We start from the raw sequence: 16,546 nt of genomic DNA, 5'->3' as shown, positions 1-16,546 counted from the left end.
TCACACGGTTGTCACATTGACGGATTACGATACTCTCGCAGCCATTTTGCAAATCAAGCTTACGAAAGGCGGGGGTGCAACAACGACATGAACAACCTATGGAGACGGCTGCATTTGCGTATCCGTACGAGACGACCCGACCGGCAGACGGGTTTCGCCGTTAAGCCCGCTGCGGGCAAAGGCAGACGCCTTTTCCGGCTTGGCGAAGGGTGGGTGGCCGGTCTCTTTTTGGCTCCGAGTCTGATCGGATTCGCCGTCTTTTTTCTCATCCCGTTCTGCGTCGGGTTCACCTATTCGCTGCTGGATGCGCCGATCGACGGCACGTTTGTCGGCTTGGATAATTACGCCCAGCTGATCGGGAGCGAAGTGTTTCGGCGGGCGGCCCTCAATACGCTGCTGTTTACTTCGATCAGCGTCCCGCTGAACATGCTGCTGTCCTTGCTGCTCGCGATGCTGCTGAACCGAAGCGTCTACTTGCGCAACTGGTTCCGTATCGGCTTTCTGGCGCCGCTCGTCATCCCGGTCGCCTCCGTCGTACTCGTCTGGCAGGTGGTGTTCGACTTGAACGGCAGCTTGAACGGCTGGCTTGCCGGCATGGGCTATAAACCGCAGGACTGGATGGAAAGCGGGATGGCGTTCTGGGTCGTCGTCATCGTCTATTTATGGAAAAATGTCGGTTACAACATGGTGCTGTTTCTGGCCGGGCTGCAAAACATTCCGGCGGAATACTATGAAGCCGCCTCGATCGACGGCGCGGGCCGTTTCCGCCAGTGGCGTTCCATTACGCTCGTATGCTTGACGCCGACATCGTTTTTCGTCTTTATCATGTCGATCATCAATTCGTTCAAGGTGTTCCGCGAAACTTACATGATCGCGGGCGAATATCCTCAGGAGCGCATTTACATGCTGCAGCACTATATGAACAACATGTTCAAATCGCTCGATTACCAGAAGCTGACCAGCGCCGCGTTTCTGATGGCCGTCGTCATCGTCGCTCTCGTGTTCGTTCTGTTCCGGGTCGAGAGACGAATCGCCAAGTCGCTCGGGTAAAGCCCGGGGAAGGAGGGGGACTATGCCACCGGATATGGAGACGGCTTCCGCTGCCCGGGTACGGGGAACGAAGAGGCGGATCGGAGCGGAAGTGCGGAAGGCGGGGTTGACCGTAATTCTGCTCGGCCTGGCGGCGTTATTCATATTTCCGATCGTACTGACATTCACGAACTCGCTAATGGCCGAAAGCGAAATATCCATAAATTTCCATGCCATATCGAAAAACAAATCGAATGCGGACGATCCGCGCATCGCCGGTACATACGTCAATTTGAAATGGATTCCCGACAAAGTGACGCTCGCCCAATATTACGACGTCCTTGTCAAGAAGCAGCAGTTCTTGATCATGTTCTGGAATTCGATCCGCATCACGGTGCCGATTATCGCCGGACAGATTGTGGTGGCGGCTTTGGCGGGATATGCGTTCTCTCAGCTCCGGTTCAGGTTGAGGGAGCCGCTGTTTTTCGCTTACATCGTCACGATGCTTATGCCGTTCCAGGTTACGCTTGTGCCGAACTTCATCGTCGCAGACAAGCTCGGCTTGCTGAATTCCCACTGGGCGATCGTGCTCCCGGGCATTTTCGGAGCGTTCGGGGTGTTTCTGATCCGGCAGTTCATGATGGTTGTGCCGTACAGCTATATCGAAGCGGCGCGCGCTGACGGGGCCGGACATCTGCGCATTTTCCTCGGCATCGTTCTGCCGATGTGCAAGCCGGGTTTGGCCGCGCTCGCGATCCTCGCCTTCGTCGACAACTGGAATATGGTGGAGCAGCCGCTTGTTTTCCTGCAAGATGCGATCAAGCAGCCGCTGTCCGTGTATTTGTCCGTAATCGGCGAGGGAGAGCGGGGAATCGCGTTTGCCGCCTGCGCCATCTATATGGCGCCGATGCTGCTCATCATGCTATACGCCGAGCACTATTTTATCGAAGGGATCCAACTGTCGGGCATCAAAGGCTAGCGCCGGCGCGGTCCAAATCATAGATGAACGGAGGAGAACGATCGGTCATGGAGTCGGTGGACATAACGCCTCAGTCAATCGCATCGTCCGGGAGAAAACGGACCGTCGGCAACGTCATCGCCGCGTTTGCTCTCTTGATGATTATACTCACTTTATTTTCCAATACGCTGCTCAACTTCACGCTGCCTCAAGTGACGGTCGAAAAGCCGGCGGCCGGATTTTTGTCGCACGAAGTATCCGGTACGGGAACGGTCGAGGTGGCCGAGATTGCGGATATGAATCTGGATACTCGCCTCACGGTCGATCAGGTGCTCGTCAAGGTAGGAGACATCGTAGCTGCGGGGCAGACGCTCGTCACCTTCAAGACGGAGGAAGCCCGCGACACGCTGCTGGACGAGGAAGCGAGATTCGAGCAGAAGAAGCTGAGTATCGGGAAGCTGCAGGATAATTTGATTGAAGCGAAGAAGAGCGGCAACGAGCTGCAGAGCCGGTCGCTCGAGCGGGAATTGGCCAGCGCCGCGCTGGATATGCAAATCCAGGAGCGTAAAATCAAGCAGCTCCGGGAACGTCTCGCGCAAGGGGCGAAGCTCGTATCGACCGTCGCCGGCAAAGTCGTGGAATTGAATGCCTCGGCAGGGCTCGTCCCGCCAAGCGGGAAGGCGATCGCCCGGGTGACCGATTTGTCGAAAGGGTATCAGTTCAAAACGACGATCGATTCCTCCAAGGTGAAATACGTGAACGTGGGGGACGAGGTCGAAATTATCGTCTCCTCGCTTAACAATGCGAGAGTGAAAGGAAAATTGATCGAAGTGGACGATCCCGTCACGGGAAGCGCAGCCGGCTCCGCCGCCTCGGGCGACCGTAAGCAGTTGGTCGTCGAGTTGACGGATGGCAGGCTCAAAGGCGGAGAGACGGGGGAACTGTTCGTTTCCAAACGGATGGCGCAGTCCAGGTTTCTCGTATCGAACGCAGCCGTCCGCGAAGACGAGAACGGGAAATACGTCTACGTCCTGAAGGAGAAGAAAGGACCGCTCGGCAATGAGTTTTATGCCGTGCGGGCAGCGGTGACGATCGGAGATGCGGACGATGGCAAAGCGTCCGTCGAGAGCGGGGTTAGCCCGATCGATCAAATCATCGTGTCGGGCAGCAAGCCGATTCGGGACGGGGACCGCGTCATGATGGCGCAGTAAGGGGGAGAGGAGGCATGAAACGTGTACGTCTGACGTCCTGGATCGTCTTCGTCGGAATGCTGCTGCTGGTCGCCGGCATCGGTTTATCAGAATCGATATTGGCCGAGTGGCATCAGTCGAACGGTTCGAAGGGACTCGACAAGCTGGTAGTCAACGTCGATCTGGCTGCAGGCCCGACCGGCTCGGCGGGACTCACGATTGCGGAAGCCGACAAGCTTGCCGAGAAATGGGGAAGGGCGGCCGCCTACTCTGCACGGACGGCGGCCGCGGTTTCCACGGAAGACAACAGCGTATCGGCGGATGTTATCGGAGTGGGCGGACGATACGACAGCTTCGCCCACATACGGTTGTATCGCGGAAGTCTCCTCACCGCGAAGTCGATCGAGGAGCATTCGCGGGTTGCGCTCGTGAGCGCCCGTTTGGCGGAAAAGCTGTTTATGAACCGGGATGTCGTCGGCATGAAGCTGCGGCTGATGGGTTCGACTTTTACGATCGTGGGCGTATACGAGCAGCCCGACACGCTTCTTGATCGGATGACCGACGACGGCAGACCGGATGTGCTTGTGCCGATTACGACGATGGTCGATTTGGACAGCGCGGTCAAAGTCGCCACGATCGAACTGGAGGCGGGACCGACGGCCGTCGTGACGGGCGTCGCCGATGCGAAGAACGCGCTTGCCGGTATCGGCAAGCAGCCGTCCCGTTACAAAATCGTCACCTATGTCACGGAGCAGCATTGGGTCGGTCAAAAGCCGAAGCTGCTGCTCGCGGCGGCGGGAGCGGCGGCCATTCTGCTCGGCTTGCGGCTTGCGGCCGGCCGGTTGAAGCGTTCGGTCGGGCTCATGCGACAAGGAACCGCCACCCTGGATTGGCAGGATGCGGTTAGACGCTTCCGCAAGCAGCTTGCGTTCGATGCAGGGTCCCTGCTTGTTTTGGCGGCTTGCGCCGCCGCCCTTTATGCCGCGATACGGCACAGGTTTTACGTTCCGGCCGAGCTCGTTCCCGACGTGCTGATCGATTGGACGTTTTACCGCGACAAATGGCTGGAATGGTGGCAGTCGTTGACGGCGGCAAGGGGATACGTATCGTCTCCTGGCGAGCTTCTCCATGAACGGGTGAATATGCTGGTCACCCGGCTGACGGCAGCCGGCATTTGGATCGGCCTGCCGCTGTTCTGGATCGGCGTGCGCGAGTGGGCGATGACTTCTATGGCGCCGGAAGGCCGGCTCGTACGGCTGGCGTTATTTTTCGGCGGCGCGGTACTCGTCTGTGCGGTAGCGGCCTGGTGGGCCGGAGCCGATTACGTGATCCGGGGACGGGAGCTGTTCGTGCTCGGCGGTTTGTTTGGATTGGCCGCACTGATGGCGAAGTCGAAGCAGAATTCGAAATCGCCCGGGCGGAATGAAACTATTCGAAAGGGTGGAAGCAACGATGCGGAACAACATCTATAAAACGATTATCGCCGGCGGGGTCATCTTATCGATGACGACGCTCGCCGCTTGCGGAGGAAAAGGAGGCTCGCCAACCGGAAGCGCGGATGCCGGAGCGTCGGCCGACAAGGCGAAGCCGGCTGAAGCGTCAGGACCGGTTACCGTTACGCTGTCGGTCAAGTCGTCCAACCGTTTTCTCGATTTGGCGAAGCAGAAGTTCGAAGAAAGTCATCCGGGCATCAAAATTGAAATCAAGGAAACGATCGCCGCTCCGAAAACCGACGGCAAAACGGTCGTTCGCAACGGGGATAAGCCGGACCCGAAAGATACGGAGAAGTTCGTCACCACCGTCAACACGGAGCTGATGAGCGGGAAAGCGTCGGACATCATCGTCACCGACGGCAGCTTCCCGTATAAGAAATATGCCGACAAGAAGCTGCTCGAGAATATCGGCGACTTGATGAAAAACGACTCGTCATTCAAACGTGAGGACTATTACACGAATGTTTTCGACGCGATGGTATACAAAAACGCGATCTACGCGCTGCCGGCCAAGCTTTCGTTCAATTGGCTCGTGGGTGATCAGTCCGCGCTCGGAGGCGCCAAGATCGCCGATTCCAAATGGACATGGAAAGATTTCAAAGATGTCGTCGAGCCTTTCGCCCAGGATGCGAACAAGGACGGGGTACAGGACGGCTTCGCGCTGGTCAACACGGATGCGGCCGGGCTGTTCTCCTTGATGGTCGATTCCAGCTACGGCAAGCTGGTCGATTGGTCCGCCAAAAAATTCGACAGCCAGTCGTTCACGGATATGCTGAAGCTGAGCAAGGCGATGTCGGATGCCAAGCTGATCACGAAGGAGAAGCTCGACCGGGCGAACGTACTGTTCCAAACGTTCTCGCCGATCCAATACGAGGATATGATCATGATCCTGCAGATGCAGTTCGCCGGCAACGGGGCTTTGTATAACGTTCCATCCTATAACGATACGAAGGGATTATCGTTTACCTCCGACACGCTTCTGTCGATCAATGCCAAGTCGAAGCAGAAGAAGGAGGCGTGGGAGTTCGTCAAGTTCCTGCTATCCGAGGACATGCAGAAAACCCGCGAATTGCAGGGCTTCGCCGTCCACAAGAAGGCAAGCCTTGCGCGTCAGGAGCAGCTCAAAGAAATCGGCGCGAGCAACGGAAAAATGCAGCTGAAGATGATCGGGAAGGACGGCAAAGAATTTTCGCCGAAGCCGCCGGAGCAAAAAGATATCGACCGGATCGAGCAGGCGCTCGCGGGCGTCCGTACTTACGCGGAAACCGATCCGACAATAAAAGCCATAATCGAGCAGGAAGCCGCGCCTTATTTCTCCGGGCAGAAGTCGGCCGAGGAAGCAGCCAAGACGGTTCAGAACAAAGTAAACACGTATTTGCAGGAATGAGGCGGCGGACCCGTGGGAGACCACGGGTTTTTGTCATAGTATGGAAATTATGCGGAGCCAATTTCAGTCGATACGGGGGCTCCCCCAAAAGTAATAGGAATCGGCTTCGGAGGCCAGCTTCACTTTTGGGGGATTTGTCATGGAGTCGTGATGGAATTATCACGATTCGCCCATTCCTATTGCCCGCAGTCTGAACTACAATGGGATCATGCTGTCAAATGAGCAAGGGGGATTTCCATGCTGCCGACTACCGTGAAAAAGACGATGAGCCGACTTTGCAGTGCGCTTCGGAACAGATTGCCGGAAACTTATATCGAGTCCTTCTACGTTTACGGTTCAACCGCGCTCGGGGCTTATGTGGAAGGGGCGAGCGATATCGATTTCATCGCGATTGTCCGTCATCCGCCGGGCCAGGAATGCATACAGGCTATAGCGGAAGCTCACGAGGAAGTGGAGCAGGCGATTCCGGGGACGGATATTATGGGTGCGTATTTGACCCGGGAGCAGCTTGGTCAAACTGCGGAGCAGATCGGTCCGGTGCCGACGTACTTTGGCAAGCGGCTGCATACCGATGGGAAGGGGGCGGACTTGAATCCGGTCACCTGGTGGATTCTAAAGCATCATGGAATATGTGTATACGGCCGATTCATTCCGTTTGATTACGAGACGCCGGTGGAGCCGTTGATCGGCTATGTGAGGGAGAACATGAACAGCTATTGGTTAGGGTGGGTGAACCGTCTGGCTGTTTTGCTTGAAGCGCCTGGTAACGCGGGGAGTAACGTTTCAGCCGATAAGATCGATCAGGCGGTCGAATGGTGCACGCTCGGCATGCTGCGGCAGCTGTACACGATCCGGGAGCGGGATGTGACGAGCAAGACGGGCGCGGGCGAATACGGACTTCGCGTCATGCCCGAACGGTGGCATCCTATAATCCGTGAAGCGGTCGCAGTCAAGCGGAGGGAGCCGGAACGGCACTATTCGTCCCAATCCCAAGAGGAGCGTCTGCACGACCTTGTGGCATTACTGCGACACATACATGCGGAATGCAATCGCGGCTTATAGCGCGAAAAGGCCACGGTACACTTCAAAACGTGGACAATAGCGCGAACCCCCGGTCCATATGGGCTGGGGGTTTTGATTAGGTGCAAAATAAGTTCAGTCTGCACGAAATGGAAAAGGTACAGTTCTTTCAACGTTTTTTGTGAATGTGCTGGTGTATAAGGGAGAACCTCCAGTTATTTGCGGCCCAAGTAGCCGGATTTGCACGAATGGCGCAGATTACATGCATGTTTTCCAGTTGATGCGCCTGTTATAGTTGTTATCGCCGAAAATAGATGCATGTTTTCCACTTCGGAGAGGGGGACCGTGTCACTCATCTCCATCATTTCATCTTGCTACTGTTGTCTCCACCATTGCTTCGCGATCGGAAGCTCGCCGATAAAGTAAGTGCCCGACGCTTCGTATGTTTCCCCCGGAAGTACCGTATGGTTGTCGTATACTTGCGGGTACAGCTTCTGGATCGCTTCGTTCCGGTGCTCGATCCATACGACGGAGTTGTTCCGGCGCCGTCCTTCCTGACCGTATCGAAACGTTGCGGCGATGTCGTGAACGTTCATGGCGGCTATCGTTTCATGCTGGCCGTCGGGGCCTTCCGGCGTATGGATGAAAGCGTAGCTCTCCGAACGGTCGTCTTCGATCAGATTCGTCTTGCTCCGGTCCGTCGCGGTCGCTTCGTATAGATTACCGTGGCCGGTAGCGAGCTTGTCGACGAACGAACCGACGACAGGAAACATCATGCCGTACCCTGCCGCGATCGAAACGGGCCGGAGCCAACGGATGGCGGAGCGGACATGTACCCCATTGCGGTCGACGGTATGCGAGCAATCGATTTCGGCGACGGGAGCCGACGGGTCATCGGGATGAATGCCCAACATGCGCTGTTCGATCCGTATGGATTGTACGGGGCGGAACGCTTCATCCGGCGCCCACTCCGCTATTTCCGTATCGTCGAAATAGAGGCGCTGCGTTCCGGCGAATACCGTTCCGACTTGATTATGCTCGGGCAGCCATTGATGCTTGTATCCGGATTCCGCCGGGGAGACGCAAATGGCGTATTCCTTGTTGCTCCATGGCATCAACACGTCGAAACGTTTGACGGCGGCGAACCCTTGTCCGCCAGTGGATAACGCGACCGGCTCCAGGTCGGAGACGGCCCCGTTCCGGAACAAGATGAAGTCGTCGTTGCGGTTTTTGCCGAAGCCGTAATGGGCGCACCGGTTTCCTTTAAATGGTACGAGCACTTCGGCGATGCGGTCTCCCGTCACTTTGGCATATAGCGTGTCGGGAATTTCGTTATGATCTTTTAATAGTTGAACGTAATCCGTTTGCTCTTGCGCAGCGGATTCGGAGGCACGAGCACCGTTCGCGTCATACGGAATCGTCTGATTGTTCACGTTAACATCACTCCTTATGGGTCTATCATAACCTCCCTCGGAAAATGTTTCCATAGCGAATTCAGACCTATTCACTATATTTATTTTTTACTCGTTAACTGAATTGACAGCAAGCGGCGGTAGTCGTTATGGCTGAAGCGAATCCGCCGCCACTGACCCATAAACGAGCCTCTTTATCACAAAGAGACCCGTTCCTTATGGAGTTAGCTTGCCAATTTGCGATAACAGGCTGCCGCTCCTCGTCGGCAGTCTTGTCGCTGTTGATGATCGATCTCCTTTGTCTATGGTGTACCGGTTCACCCATAAAAACGGCTGGCCAGCGGAAGCTCGCCGATAAAGTACGTCCCGCCGCATTCGTACGTGTCCCCGGCAGCGGCGTCGTGACGATCGAATACATGCGGATACACCTTCTGCATAGTGGCGTCCCGGTGCTGCAGCCAGACGATCGAGCCCGTGCTTCTGCGCCCGGGAAGCCCGTACCGGAACGTCTTCGCGATATCGTGAACCGTCATGGCGACTACGGTATCCGGTTCGCCGTTCGTTCCCGTATGGCCATGGACGTATGCGTAGCTTGCAGACCGGTCGTTCTCTGTCAAATCTGTAGCGCTTCCATTTGTCGCCGTCGCATCGTAAGTACCGCCTAAGCTTGTTACGAACTTGCTGGCAAACGATCCCGCAACCGGGAACATCATGCCGTAGCCGGCCGAAATTGTAACCGCTCTCAACCATTTGATTTTGGCTTTGACCGACACGCCGCCAGCGTTGACGGTGTGAACGCAATAAATTTCGGCGACCGGGTTCGCCGGATCGTTCGGGTGCCTCCCGATCAGCTGCTGCACGATTTTGACCGATTGGACAGGGCGAATGGTCGCTTCGGGGGTCCAATTCGTGATTTCCGTATCGTCGAAATAAACGTGCTGGGAGACGGCGAACACGGTTGCGACATTCACGTGCTCGGGCAGCCACTGGGCAGGGTAGCCGGAGCCGGTCGGCGTGACGTTTAATGCGAATTCCTTGTTGCTCCACGCATGCAGCGCCTCGAACAGCTTGATCGGCCTAGTCGACTGGGTCGGTCCGTAAACGATCGCCGTCCGGTATTTGTCGTCTTTGTTCGCATAGTTCGCCGCATTGCGCACCCAGCCTCTCGAAGTTCCCGTTCCGCTAGATGGAGCATGAGCCGGATCGTCGCCCTTGAATGTCGCGACGACAGTATGGCTGCCGTTAGCCAAGCCCCGGACGACCGGCTGCAGAGCTACGTTCGATACGATTCTGGCGGGGGATACCGCATCAACATGCGTGCTGATAGTCGCGGCCGCTGCGCCGTCTACGCTGAACTCCCAGACGCCGCCCCGGTTATCGGTATAATGCTGGAAGTCGAACCCGGTGCCGACGAACGTCAGCGTGAACGTCGCTCCGACCTGGATCGTATAATCGTTCGGCGGAAAGCCCGTTACCCATGTTCCGGTTTTGGAGGCGTAATCTACCGCTCCGGTCGATATATAGTCCGTTTCGATGCTGGACACCGAGCCTCCCATCAGCTTGATAAAATCATCGTTCGGATCTTTGGCAAAAGAGTAGTGGGCGCTGCGTTTTCCTTTGAACGGGATCAACACATCCACGCTGCGGTTGCCGGTCACTTGCGCGTACAGGGCGGGAGCCGTTTCGTTATGATCGCGGAGAAGCTTGACGAAATCGACCTCCGGGTAAGCCGGGGCGGGCTGAGGTGTGGAATAAGTCGCAGCCGATACCGTAGTCATCGAGCCGACGGGGCCGGCGTCGCCCATCGTTTGCCGGATCGCGGTTCCGCAAGCGAGAGCGGCCCCCGCCATGCCCATCGAAGCGAGCAGCTTTCTCCGGGTCAGCCGCTTCCCGCGGCCCGCTTCATACTTACCCGCGCTTTCGGGTCGATTCGTTCCTGTTTGTTGGTCCAATTGTGCATCGCTCCTTTTTTTTCGTTAACGTATGTTTAAAATTCGCTAAAGTGAAAAGCGAAATACGACATTCTTTACCAAGAGAAACTTCCTCTTAAACGCGGTCGCTCATCCTTGAAGTACGTCGATAGACGTTTTTCTTACTGTAATCATAACCGGGCCGCAAGCCGAATTCTTTATCCTTTTATTCGGAATATTTGCACTTCAACATGGAACCGCCAAGGGTGACGAATTTTTTCAATATTCAGGAAATCCGTGATATAATCGGAACATACATTCGTTCGGATACGGAAAGGCGGGTAATAGATGAGCGACATAATAGGATGGGAGACGGCCGAGGGGCCGGGACGAGGCTGTCATCCCGTAATTGCGGCATGGTTTCGGGACAAATTCGGCCAGCCTACTGATATTCAGCGAAGAACGTGGGAGCCTGTAACGTCCGGTCACAATGTGCTGCTGGCTGCGCCTACCGGTTCGGGTAAAACTTTGGCCGCACTGCTCCCTTGCATGAACCGGATCGCACTCGGGAGGAGCGAGCACGGCGCTGCCGGCGTCCGCCTGCTGTATGTAACCCCGTTAAAGGCGCTGAACAACGATATCCATGACCATATGCTCGGCTTCGTTAAGGAGCTGGAGCAGTACGGCCGGCGATACGAGGAACATTCCGGCACGCCTTGGACTCGCATTAGCGCTGGAGTCCGGACCGGGGATACGACCCAGAGCACGAGAGCCTCGATGCTGCGGAATCCTCCCGACGTGCTTGTGACGACGCCGGAATCGCTCTATATTTTGCTTGCCTCCGAGAAGGCGAGGCAAACGCTCCGCACGGTGGAGCAAGTGATCGTGGACGAAATCCACGACTTGGCGGAGGACAAGCGCGGCATGCATCTGTCCGTTACGTTGGAGCGTCTTGAGCATTTGTGCGGCCGGCCGCTGCAGCGCATCGGCATATCCGCGACGATCAATCCGATGGAGCGGGTAGCGCGCTATCTCGGCGGATGGACGGACGTGCCAGAGGCCGGAGCGGGCAACGGACGTCCGGAACTCCGGGAGCGTCCGGTTACGATCGTGGAAAGCGCGATGGCGAAGACGTTCGACGTGACCGTCACGATGCCTGAAGTGATATCGGCGAGAGGGAAACGGTCGGAAATATGGACCGTTATCGCCGGCCGGCTGATGGAGCTGATGGAAGGCAGCCGCTCCGTACTTATTTTCGTAAACAACCGCAGGCTGTGCGAGCGGGTGACGCTCCATCTGAACGACCATGCCGGCGTCGAAATGGCGCGCTCCCATCACGGCAGCGTGTCCCGCGAGCGGAGGCTGGAGACGGAGAAGGCGCTCAAGGACGGTACGCTTCGCTGTCTCGTTGCGACATCGTCCTTGGAGCTCGGCATCGATGTAGGGCATGTCGATCTGGTCATCCAGATCGATTCGCCGCAATCCGCCGCGTCGGGCATCCAACGAATCGGCCGGGCCGGACATTCGGTCGGAGACGTAAGCCGCGGAATTATCGTGGCCCGCCATCGCGGCCAATTGGCCGAATGCGCCGTTCTTGCCAAAGAAATTGCGGCGAGGAGAATCGAGGAAATCCGTATTCCCGAAGGAACGATCGACGTTTTTTGCCAGCAGGCGGCGGCGATGGTGGCGGCAGGGGAATGGCCGGTCGGCGATTTGCTCGCTCTGGTGAGCCGCAGCGACAGCTTCCGGAATGTGTCGACGGACCGGTTGACGGAAGCGCTGCGCATTCTGGCCGGGTATTACCCGCATTGCCGGCCGCTGCTGGAATGGGATCGCGAAAGCGGGCTGCTGCGGGGGATTCGCCAAACGTCCGCGGCCGTGCTCACCGGAGCCGGAACGATCCCGCAAAGCTCCGCCTATCCGGTATATCATGCCGATGCGCGGGTCCATTTGGGCGAATTGGACGAAGAGTACGTACACGAGAGCCGGGTCGGAGACGTGTTTCAATTGGGGACGTCCTCTTACCGGATCGTTTCGATCAAAGGCGATCGCATATACGCTTCCGAAGTAGCGGCCAACGCGTTCAGCGAAATTCCTTTTTGGCGGGGAGACGGCGTCGGCAGATCGTACAAGCTGTCCCGCAAAGTCGGGGAGCTGCTGGAGCATTTGGAGCAGAGAGCCGGGTCGGAGGCCGAGGCGACAACGACTGCATGGCTGATGGCGGAATACAGGATGGACGAGCATGCCGCCGCTTCGCTCGCGGGGCTTGTCGAAGCGCAGAAGTCCGCATGCATCGTGCCGCATCACCGCAAAATCGTAGTCGAGCACTACGAGGACGACGTGAAGCGGCATCATCTCGTCCTTCATACGATGTTCGGGCGCAGAACGAACCGTACGTGGCTGCTTGCGCTTCAGCGTCTGTACGAAGCGAGGGCGGAATCGAAGCTGTACGCCTATGTGCGCGATAACGGAATCGAGTTCATTTTCTCGGATTGGAAGCCGGCTTATGCCGATTTATGGCTGAACGTAACCGAGGATAATTTGGAAGAGCTGCTGGCCGAGGCGATTCCTTCGTCTCCGCTGTTCGGCATTACGTTCCGCCATCTGGCGCAAACATCGCTGCTGCTTGCGCGCGGCTTCTCCCGAATTCCGCTGTGGAAGCAGCGGATGAGAAGCGAACGGCTGCTGGAGGAATCGCTGCCCTATGCCGACAAATTCCCGCTCATCCGCGAAACGATGAGGATCTGCATGTATGACTCGCTCGATCCGCAACAGGTCAAGGAGCTGCTGAGAGGGCTTCACAGCGGCGAGGTCAAGTTCGAGACGCGCCATACCGGCTATCCGTCGCCGTTCGCCTCCCAGTTCGTATGGGAGTTCGTCAATACGGCGATTTATGAGTCCGATGCCGTCCCGCAGGATATCCAGTACCGGCTCCTTACGGTCAGCAAGCAGCTGGCCGGGCAGTTTTTCGAGCCGTCGGCGTTTCAAGGGATAATGGACTCGGAGGAAGCTCAAGCTTGGATAGACGGCGGCTTCGAATACAATCCCGCAGCCCGGCCGCAGCAGCATTACGACGAGTCCGGGCAGCCTGGGGAGGATAGCGCCGAACGGACGATTACGGTCCGGCCGCCCGATCCGGTCGATCGGCTGTACCGATTATTGAAGCGGCAGGGCGATTTGACTTTGGGCGAGGTTCGCAACCGGCTCGGTTCGGATACTCCGGCCGAACAGCCGCTGGAACAGCTGCGGGAAACAAGGCGCATAACGGAAGTGACGATACGCGGCGAGCGCAGGTGGATCTGCTCGGACGAAACGGAAACGTATGCCGCTTTTCCCGGTGACCCGGTTTCGGCCTCCTTTATTTTGAGACGGTATGTCGAGAGGCAAATCGCCTTTACGTCGGATCAGCTCGCCGAGCGATACGATATAGCGAAGGAACGGGCCGACGAGTGGATCCGCAAATGGGAGGAAGACGGTACGATTGAACGTTCTCCGTTCGCCGAATCGACCGAGGAGCCGATCTGGACGAGCCGGAGCGCCGCATCCAGGCTGCTGCGGTTCTCGATTGGACAAATGCGCCGGAGAGCCGAACCGGTACGGCCGGACCGGTATTGCGAGCTGCTGCTCGGACTACAGCACGTATCGCCGGACAGCCGTTTGTCCGGGATCGACGGGCTGCGTCAGGCGATTGCCGGTCTGCAGGGCCACTTTTTGCCGGTATCGCACTGGGAATCGTTCGTCTTTCCTTTGCGGGTAGCCGATTATAAGAAGGATATGCTCGATCTGCTGTGCGCCGGCGGCGAGGCGATATGGCTCGGCCGGAAGGATGAAGGGGAGAAGGAAGGGCGGATCGCCTTTTTTCTGGCCGACTCGAAGGAGCTTTACGCCCCATTCGCGCATACGGACGGAGCATCGGCCGAACCGGAGCTACTTGCGCTGCTCCGCAGCAAAGGAGCGAGCTTCTTGACCGGTCTCAGCCGGGATACGGGACTGGCTCCTTCCGAGCTGATGGAGAAGCTGCTGCGTCTCGTCTGGGAAGGGCGCGTGTCCAACGATCAGTTTGCTCCGATCCGTATGCACGGCCAGGGCGCGGGAGCACGCACGTCCGCAAGAAAAGGGTTCCAATCGGGTTTGGGAAGGTGGTATGCGATTGCGCCGGCGGAGAGCGGCGCCGCATCGGATGCCGTGTCGGCGGGCTCGCAGGAGAAGACGGTCGTCGCGTGGATTCATCATCTGCTGCAAAGCTATGGGGTCATCACGCGGGACATCCTTGTGCGGCATCTTCCATCGGAAGCGGCCAACTTGCAGGACACGATGCGCAAGCTGGAAGATTGGGGAATGCTCGCCAAAGGATTCTGGATCGACGGCATTACGCATATGCAAGTATCGACCATGGAGACGGTGGAGCGGCTGAGACAACCTCCGGCTTCTATCAAGGAGGAGACGGTCGTCCTGTCTTCCGTCGATCCCGCCAACCCTTACGGGGCAATGCTGAAGTGGCCGGAGCAGACGACGGCGTCGTTCGCGCGCAAGCCCGGCAATTATCTCGTTTTTCGGCGGGGCCGCTGGGTGTTGTGGATCGAGAATAACGGGAAACGGTTCGTGACGGTCGATTCCGGACCGTGTGCGAAAGAAGGGGAGGAAGCCGAGGTCGTACTGGAGGCGATCCGCGTCATGATGCGGCAATCCGGCTTGCGTAAAATCGTTGTGGCCAGCTGGAACGGCGCGGCCGCCCCGAATACCGAAGCAGCCGACCTGTTCAGGCGCATCGGTGCGGAGTCCGACCGCGATTCGTTCGTATTGTGGCCGAGCAGCTTGAGAAGCGTATGAGCCAAGGTCAGACGTACATTACGTTGATCACGACGGCAAAAACAATAATTCCCGCGACGCCGGCTGCAAAGTACGCGATGCCGGGACGAACCTTTTGCTGGAACAGGCTAAGTACTCCCATCCCGAGCATGGACAAAATAAATAAGATGAATATGGCGACGGTAATGAAGAAGCCGGGTTCAAGCCCGGAAACGTTGACGGTACCCACGGTCGACATCCTTTCTTGTGCGAATGATTTATAATCGATCCGGCGGAGCCCCGGCCGACTTGCGGACAATCATATCCGAAGGTAGCCGGATGACCCGCCGTTCCATTTCATCTTTACTGCGAATTCGTTCGATCAGGAGCCGAATGCCCCGATAGCCGAACTCATAAGCCGGCTGTACCGCGACCGTCAGGAACGGGTCCAGCTTCGAAGCCATGCCCACGTCCTCGAAGCAGACGACGGACATATGCTCGGGAACGCCGATCCCTTTGTCCCGCAAGTAGCCGATAATGCTGACGGCCAGCATATTATTGGCGGCGAATATGGCGGTGGGCGGATCGGGCATACGAAGGATCCGGTCCAGTTGATCCAGGTCGTCGAAACGGTTGTAGCCATATTCCAGTATGATCGATTCATCGTACGGAATTCGGTGACGTTCCAGCGCTTCGCGATAACCGGCATGGCGTTCCCTGGCGGTGGATACGGTGCCGAGGCCGTTCACGAGCGCGATTCGCGTATGGCCGAGCGAGACGAGGTATTCCGTAAGCGAGGCTGCGCCCGCGCGGTTTTCTCCGAGAACCATGTCCGCTTCCACGCCAGGAACTTCACGGTCCACGAGGACGAAAGGAATCCGGTGCACATTCAGCATCGCGAGGTGCTCGGCGGAAGCGTCCGAAGCCGGGGCGAACAGCAGCCCGTCGACGCGGGTGGACAGCACCATGTCCACGTATTCTTTTTCCTTGGACAGCTTCTCGTCGCTGTTGCCGAACAACAGCTTGTAGCCGAACTGATGGGCGGCATCCTCCGCGCCTCTGGCGAGCGTAGTGAAGAACGGGTTGGTGATGTCGGTAATAAGCAGAGACAGCATTTTCGTTTCCTGCTTCACCAGGCTGCGAGCCGTCGAATTCGGAATATAGTTCAGCTCTTCCATAATCCGTTTCACTTTTTCCCGGGTACCCGCGCTGATCCGGCCGGAGTTGTTGATGACCCGGGACACCGTCATCGCCGACACGTTCGCCCGCTTCGCGATATCGTAAATCGTAATCATAGGACCGTCCTTCGTTTGTTTGTCTCTACATATTGTAGTGAATTATAGAAGCAGGGGCAAGACT

At 57.3% G+C, this 16,546-nt stretch carries 11 protein-coding genes; 7 read left to right on the top strand and 4 right to left on the bottom strand.

The window, feature by feature from the left end; translation table 11 throughout:
- Positions 1-87 precede the first annotated feature (87 nt).
- From FE783_RS06810 to FE783_RS06785, 6 genes are all read left to right on the top strand, one after another.
- Positions 88-1,050 carry a carbohydrate ABC transporter permease gene (locus FE783_RS06810; RefSeq protein ID WP_138878589.1) on the top strand — a complete coding sequence of 321 codons (963 nt, stop codon included), beginning with the start codon at positions 88-90 and terminating at the stop codon, positions 1,048-1,050.
- 34 nt (positions 1,051-1,084) lie between these two features.
- Positions 1,085-2,008, top strand: a complete 924-nt coding sequence (locus FE783_RS06805) for a carbohydrate ABC transporter permease (protein WP_138878770.1) — start codon at positions 1,085-1,087, stop codon at positions 2,006-2,008.
- A 47-nt stretch (positions 2,009-2,055) separates the two neighbouring features.
- On the top strand, positions 2,056-3,198 hold the full coding sequence (locus tag FE783_RS06800) for an efflux RND transporter periplasmic adaptor subunit (RefSeq protein WP_158301649.1): 1,143 nt from the start codon (positions 2,056-2,058) through the stop codon (positions 3,196-3,198).
- Between the two features lie 14 nt (positions 3,199-3,212).
- The gene (locus FE783_RS06795; RefSeq protein WP_138878587.1) at positions 3,213-4,649 is read left to right on the top strand and encodes an ABC transporter permease; all 1,437 of its coding nucleotides are present in this window, start codon (positions 3,213-3,215) and stop codon (positions 4,647-4,649) included.
- A complete protein-coding gene (locus FE783_RS06790) occupies positions 4,630-6,057 on the top strand; it encodes an ABC transporter substrate-binding protein (RefSeq protein ID WP_158301648.1) in 1,428 nt (475 codons plus the stop codon). The genes FE783_RS06795 and FE783_RS06790 overlap by 20 nt, the downstream gene beginning before the upstream one ends.
- Before the next feature lie 237 nt (positions 6,058-6,294).
- The gene (locus tag FE783_RS06785) at positions 6,295-7,119 is read left to right on the top strand and encodes an aminoglycoside adenylyltransferase domain-containing protein (protein ID WP_138878585.1); all 825 of its coding nucleotides are present in this window, start codon (positions 6,295-6,297) and stop codon (positions 7,117-7,119) included.
- Positions 7,120-7,451: 332 nt separating this feature from the next.
- On the opposite strand, the gene FE783_RS06780 is transcribed toward FE783_RS06785, so the two are convergent.
- On the bottom strand, positions 7,452-8,510 hold the full coding sequence (locus tag FE783_RS06780) for a hypothetical protein (protein ID WP_138878584.1): 1,059 nt from the start codon (positions 8,508-8,510) through the stop codon (positions 7,452-7,454).
- 296 nt (positions 8,511-8,806) lie between these two features.
- A complete protein-coding gene (locus tag FE783_RS06775) occupies positions 8,807-10,441 on the bottom strand; it encodes a hypothetical protein (RefSeq protein WP_138878583.1) in 1,635 nt (544 codons plus the stop codon).
- Between the two features lie 306 nt (positions 10,442-10,747).
- On the opposite strand from FE783_RS06775, the gene FE783_RS06770 reads away from it, so the two are divergent.
- Positions 10,748-15,229: a DEAD/DEAH box helicase gene (locus FE783_RS06770; protein WP_138878582.1), complete on the top strand. Its 4,482-nt coding sequence runs from the start codon at positions 10,748-10,750 to the stop codon at positions 15,227-15,229.
- A 7-nt stretch (positions 15,230-15,236) separates the two neighbouring features.
- Here the strand turns inward: FE783_RS06770 and FE783_RS06765 are convergent, their stop codons facing one another.
- Positions 15,237-15,437 (bottom strand): hypothetical protein, encoded by a 201-nt coding sequence (locus FE783_RS06765; protein WP_138878581.1) that lies wholly within the window; start codon positions 15,435-15,437, stop codon positions 15,237-15,239.
- Positions 15,438-15,465: 28 nt separating this feature from the next.
- A complete protein-coding gene (locus FE783_RS06760) occupies positions 15,466-16,482 on the bottom strand; it encodes a LacI family DNA-binding transcriptional regulator (protein WP_138878580.1) in 1,017 nt (338 codons plus the stop codon).
- Between the last annotated feature and the right edge of the window lie 64 nt (positions 16,483-16,546).

It is taken from the genome of Paenibacillus mesophilus, assembly GCF_005938385.1.
GTDB classification, from domain to species: Bacteria; Bacillota; Bacilli; order Paenibacillales; family NBRC-103111; genus Paenibacillus_AB; species Paenibacillus_AB mesophilus.
The sequence above is the reverse complement of the archived record's forward strand: the minus strand, read 5'-3'. Positions and strand labels throughout refer to the sequence as shown.

What these genes read in the sequence shown, in the direction of transcription:
- FE783_RS06805 (WP_138878770.1), top strand. Translation starts at nt 1,085, where the DNA reads ATGGAGACGGCTTCCGCTGCCCGGGTACGGGGAACGAAGAGGCGGATC.
- FE783_RS06785 (WP_138878585.1), top strand. Translation starts at nt 6,295, where the DNA reads ATGCTGCCGACTACCGTGAAAAAGACGATGAGCCGACTTTGCAGTGCG.
- FE783_RS06760 (WP_138878580.1), bottom strand. Translation starts at nt 16,482, where the DNA reads ATGATTACGATTTACGATATCGCGAAGCGGGCGAACGTGTCGGCGATG.
- FE783_RS06795 (WP_138878587.1), top strand. Translation starts at nt 3,213, where the DNA reads ATGAAACGTGTACGTCTGACGTCCTGGATCGTCTTCGTCGGAATGCTG.
- FE783_RS06810 (WP_138878589.1), top strand. Translation starts at nt 88, where the DNA reads ATGAACAACCTATGGAGACGGCTGCATTTGCGTATCCGTACGAGACGA.
- FE783_RS06800 (WP_158301649.1), top strand. Translation starts at nt 2,056, where the DNA reads ATGGAGTCGGTGGACATAACGCCTCAGTCAATCGCATCGTCCGGGAGA.
- FE783_RS06770 (WP_138878582.1), top strand. Translation starts at nt 10,748, where the DNA reads ATGAGCGACATAATAGGATGGGAGACGGCCGAGGGGCCGGGACGAGGC.
- FE783_RS06790 (WP_158301648.1), top strand. Translation starts at nt 4,630, where the DNA reads ATGCGGAACAACATCTATAAAACGATTATCGCCGGCGGGGTCATCTTA.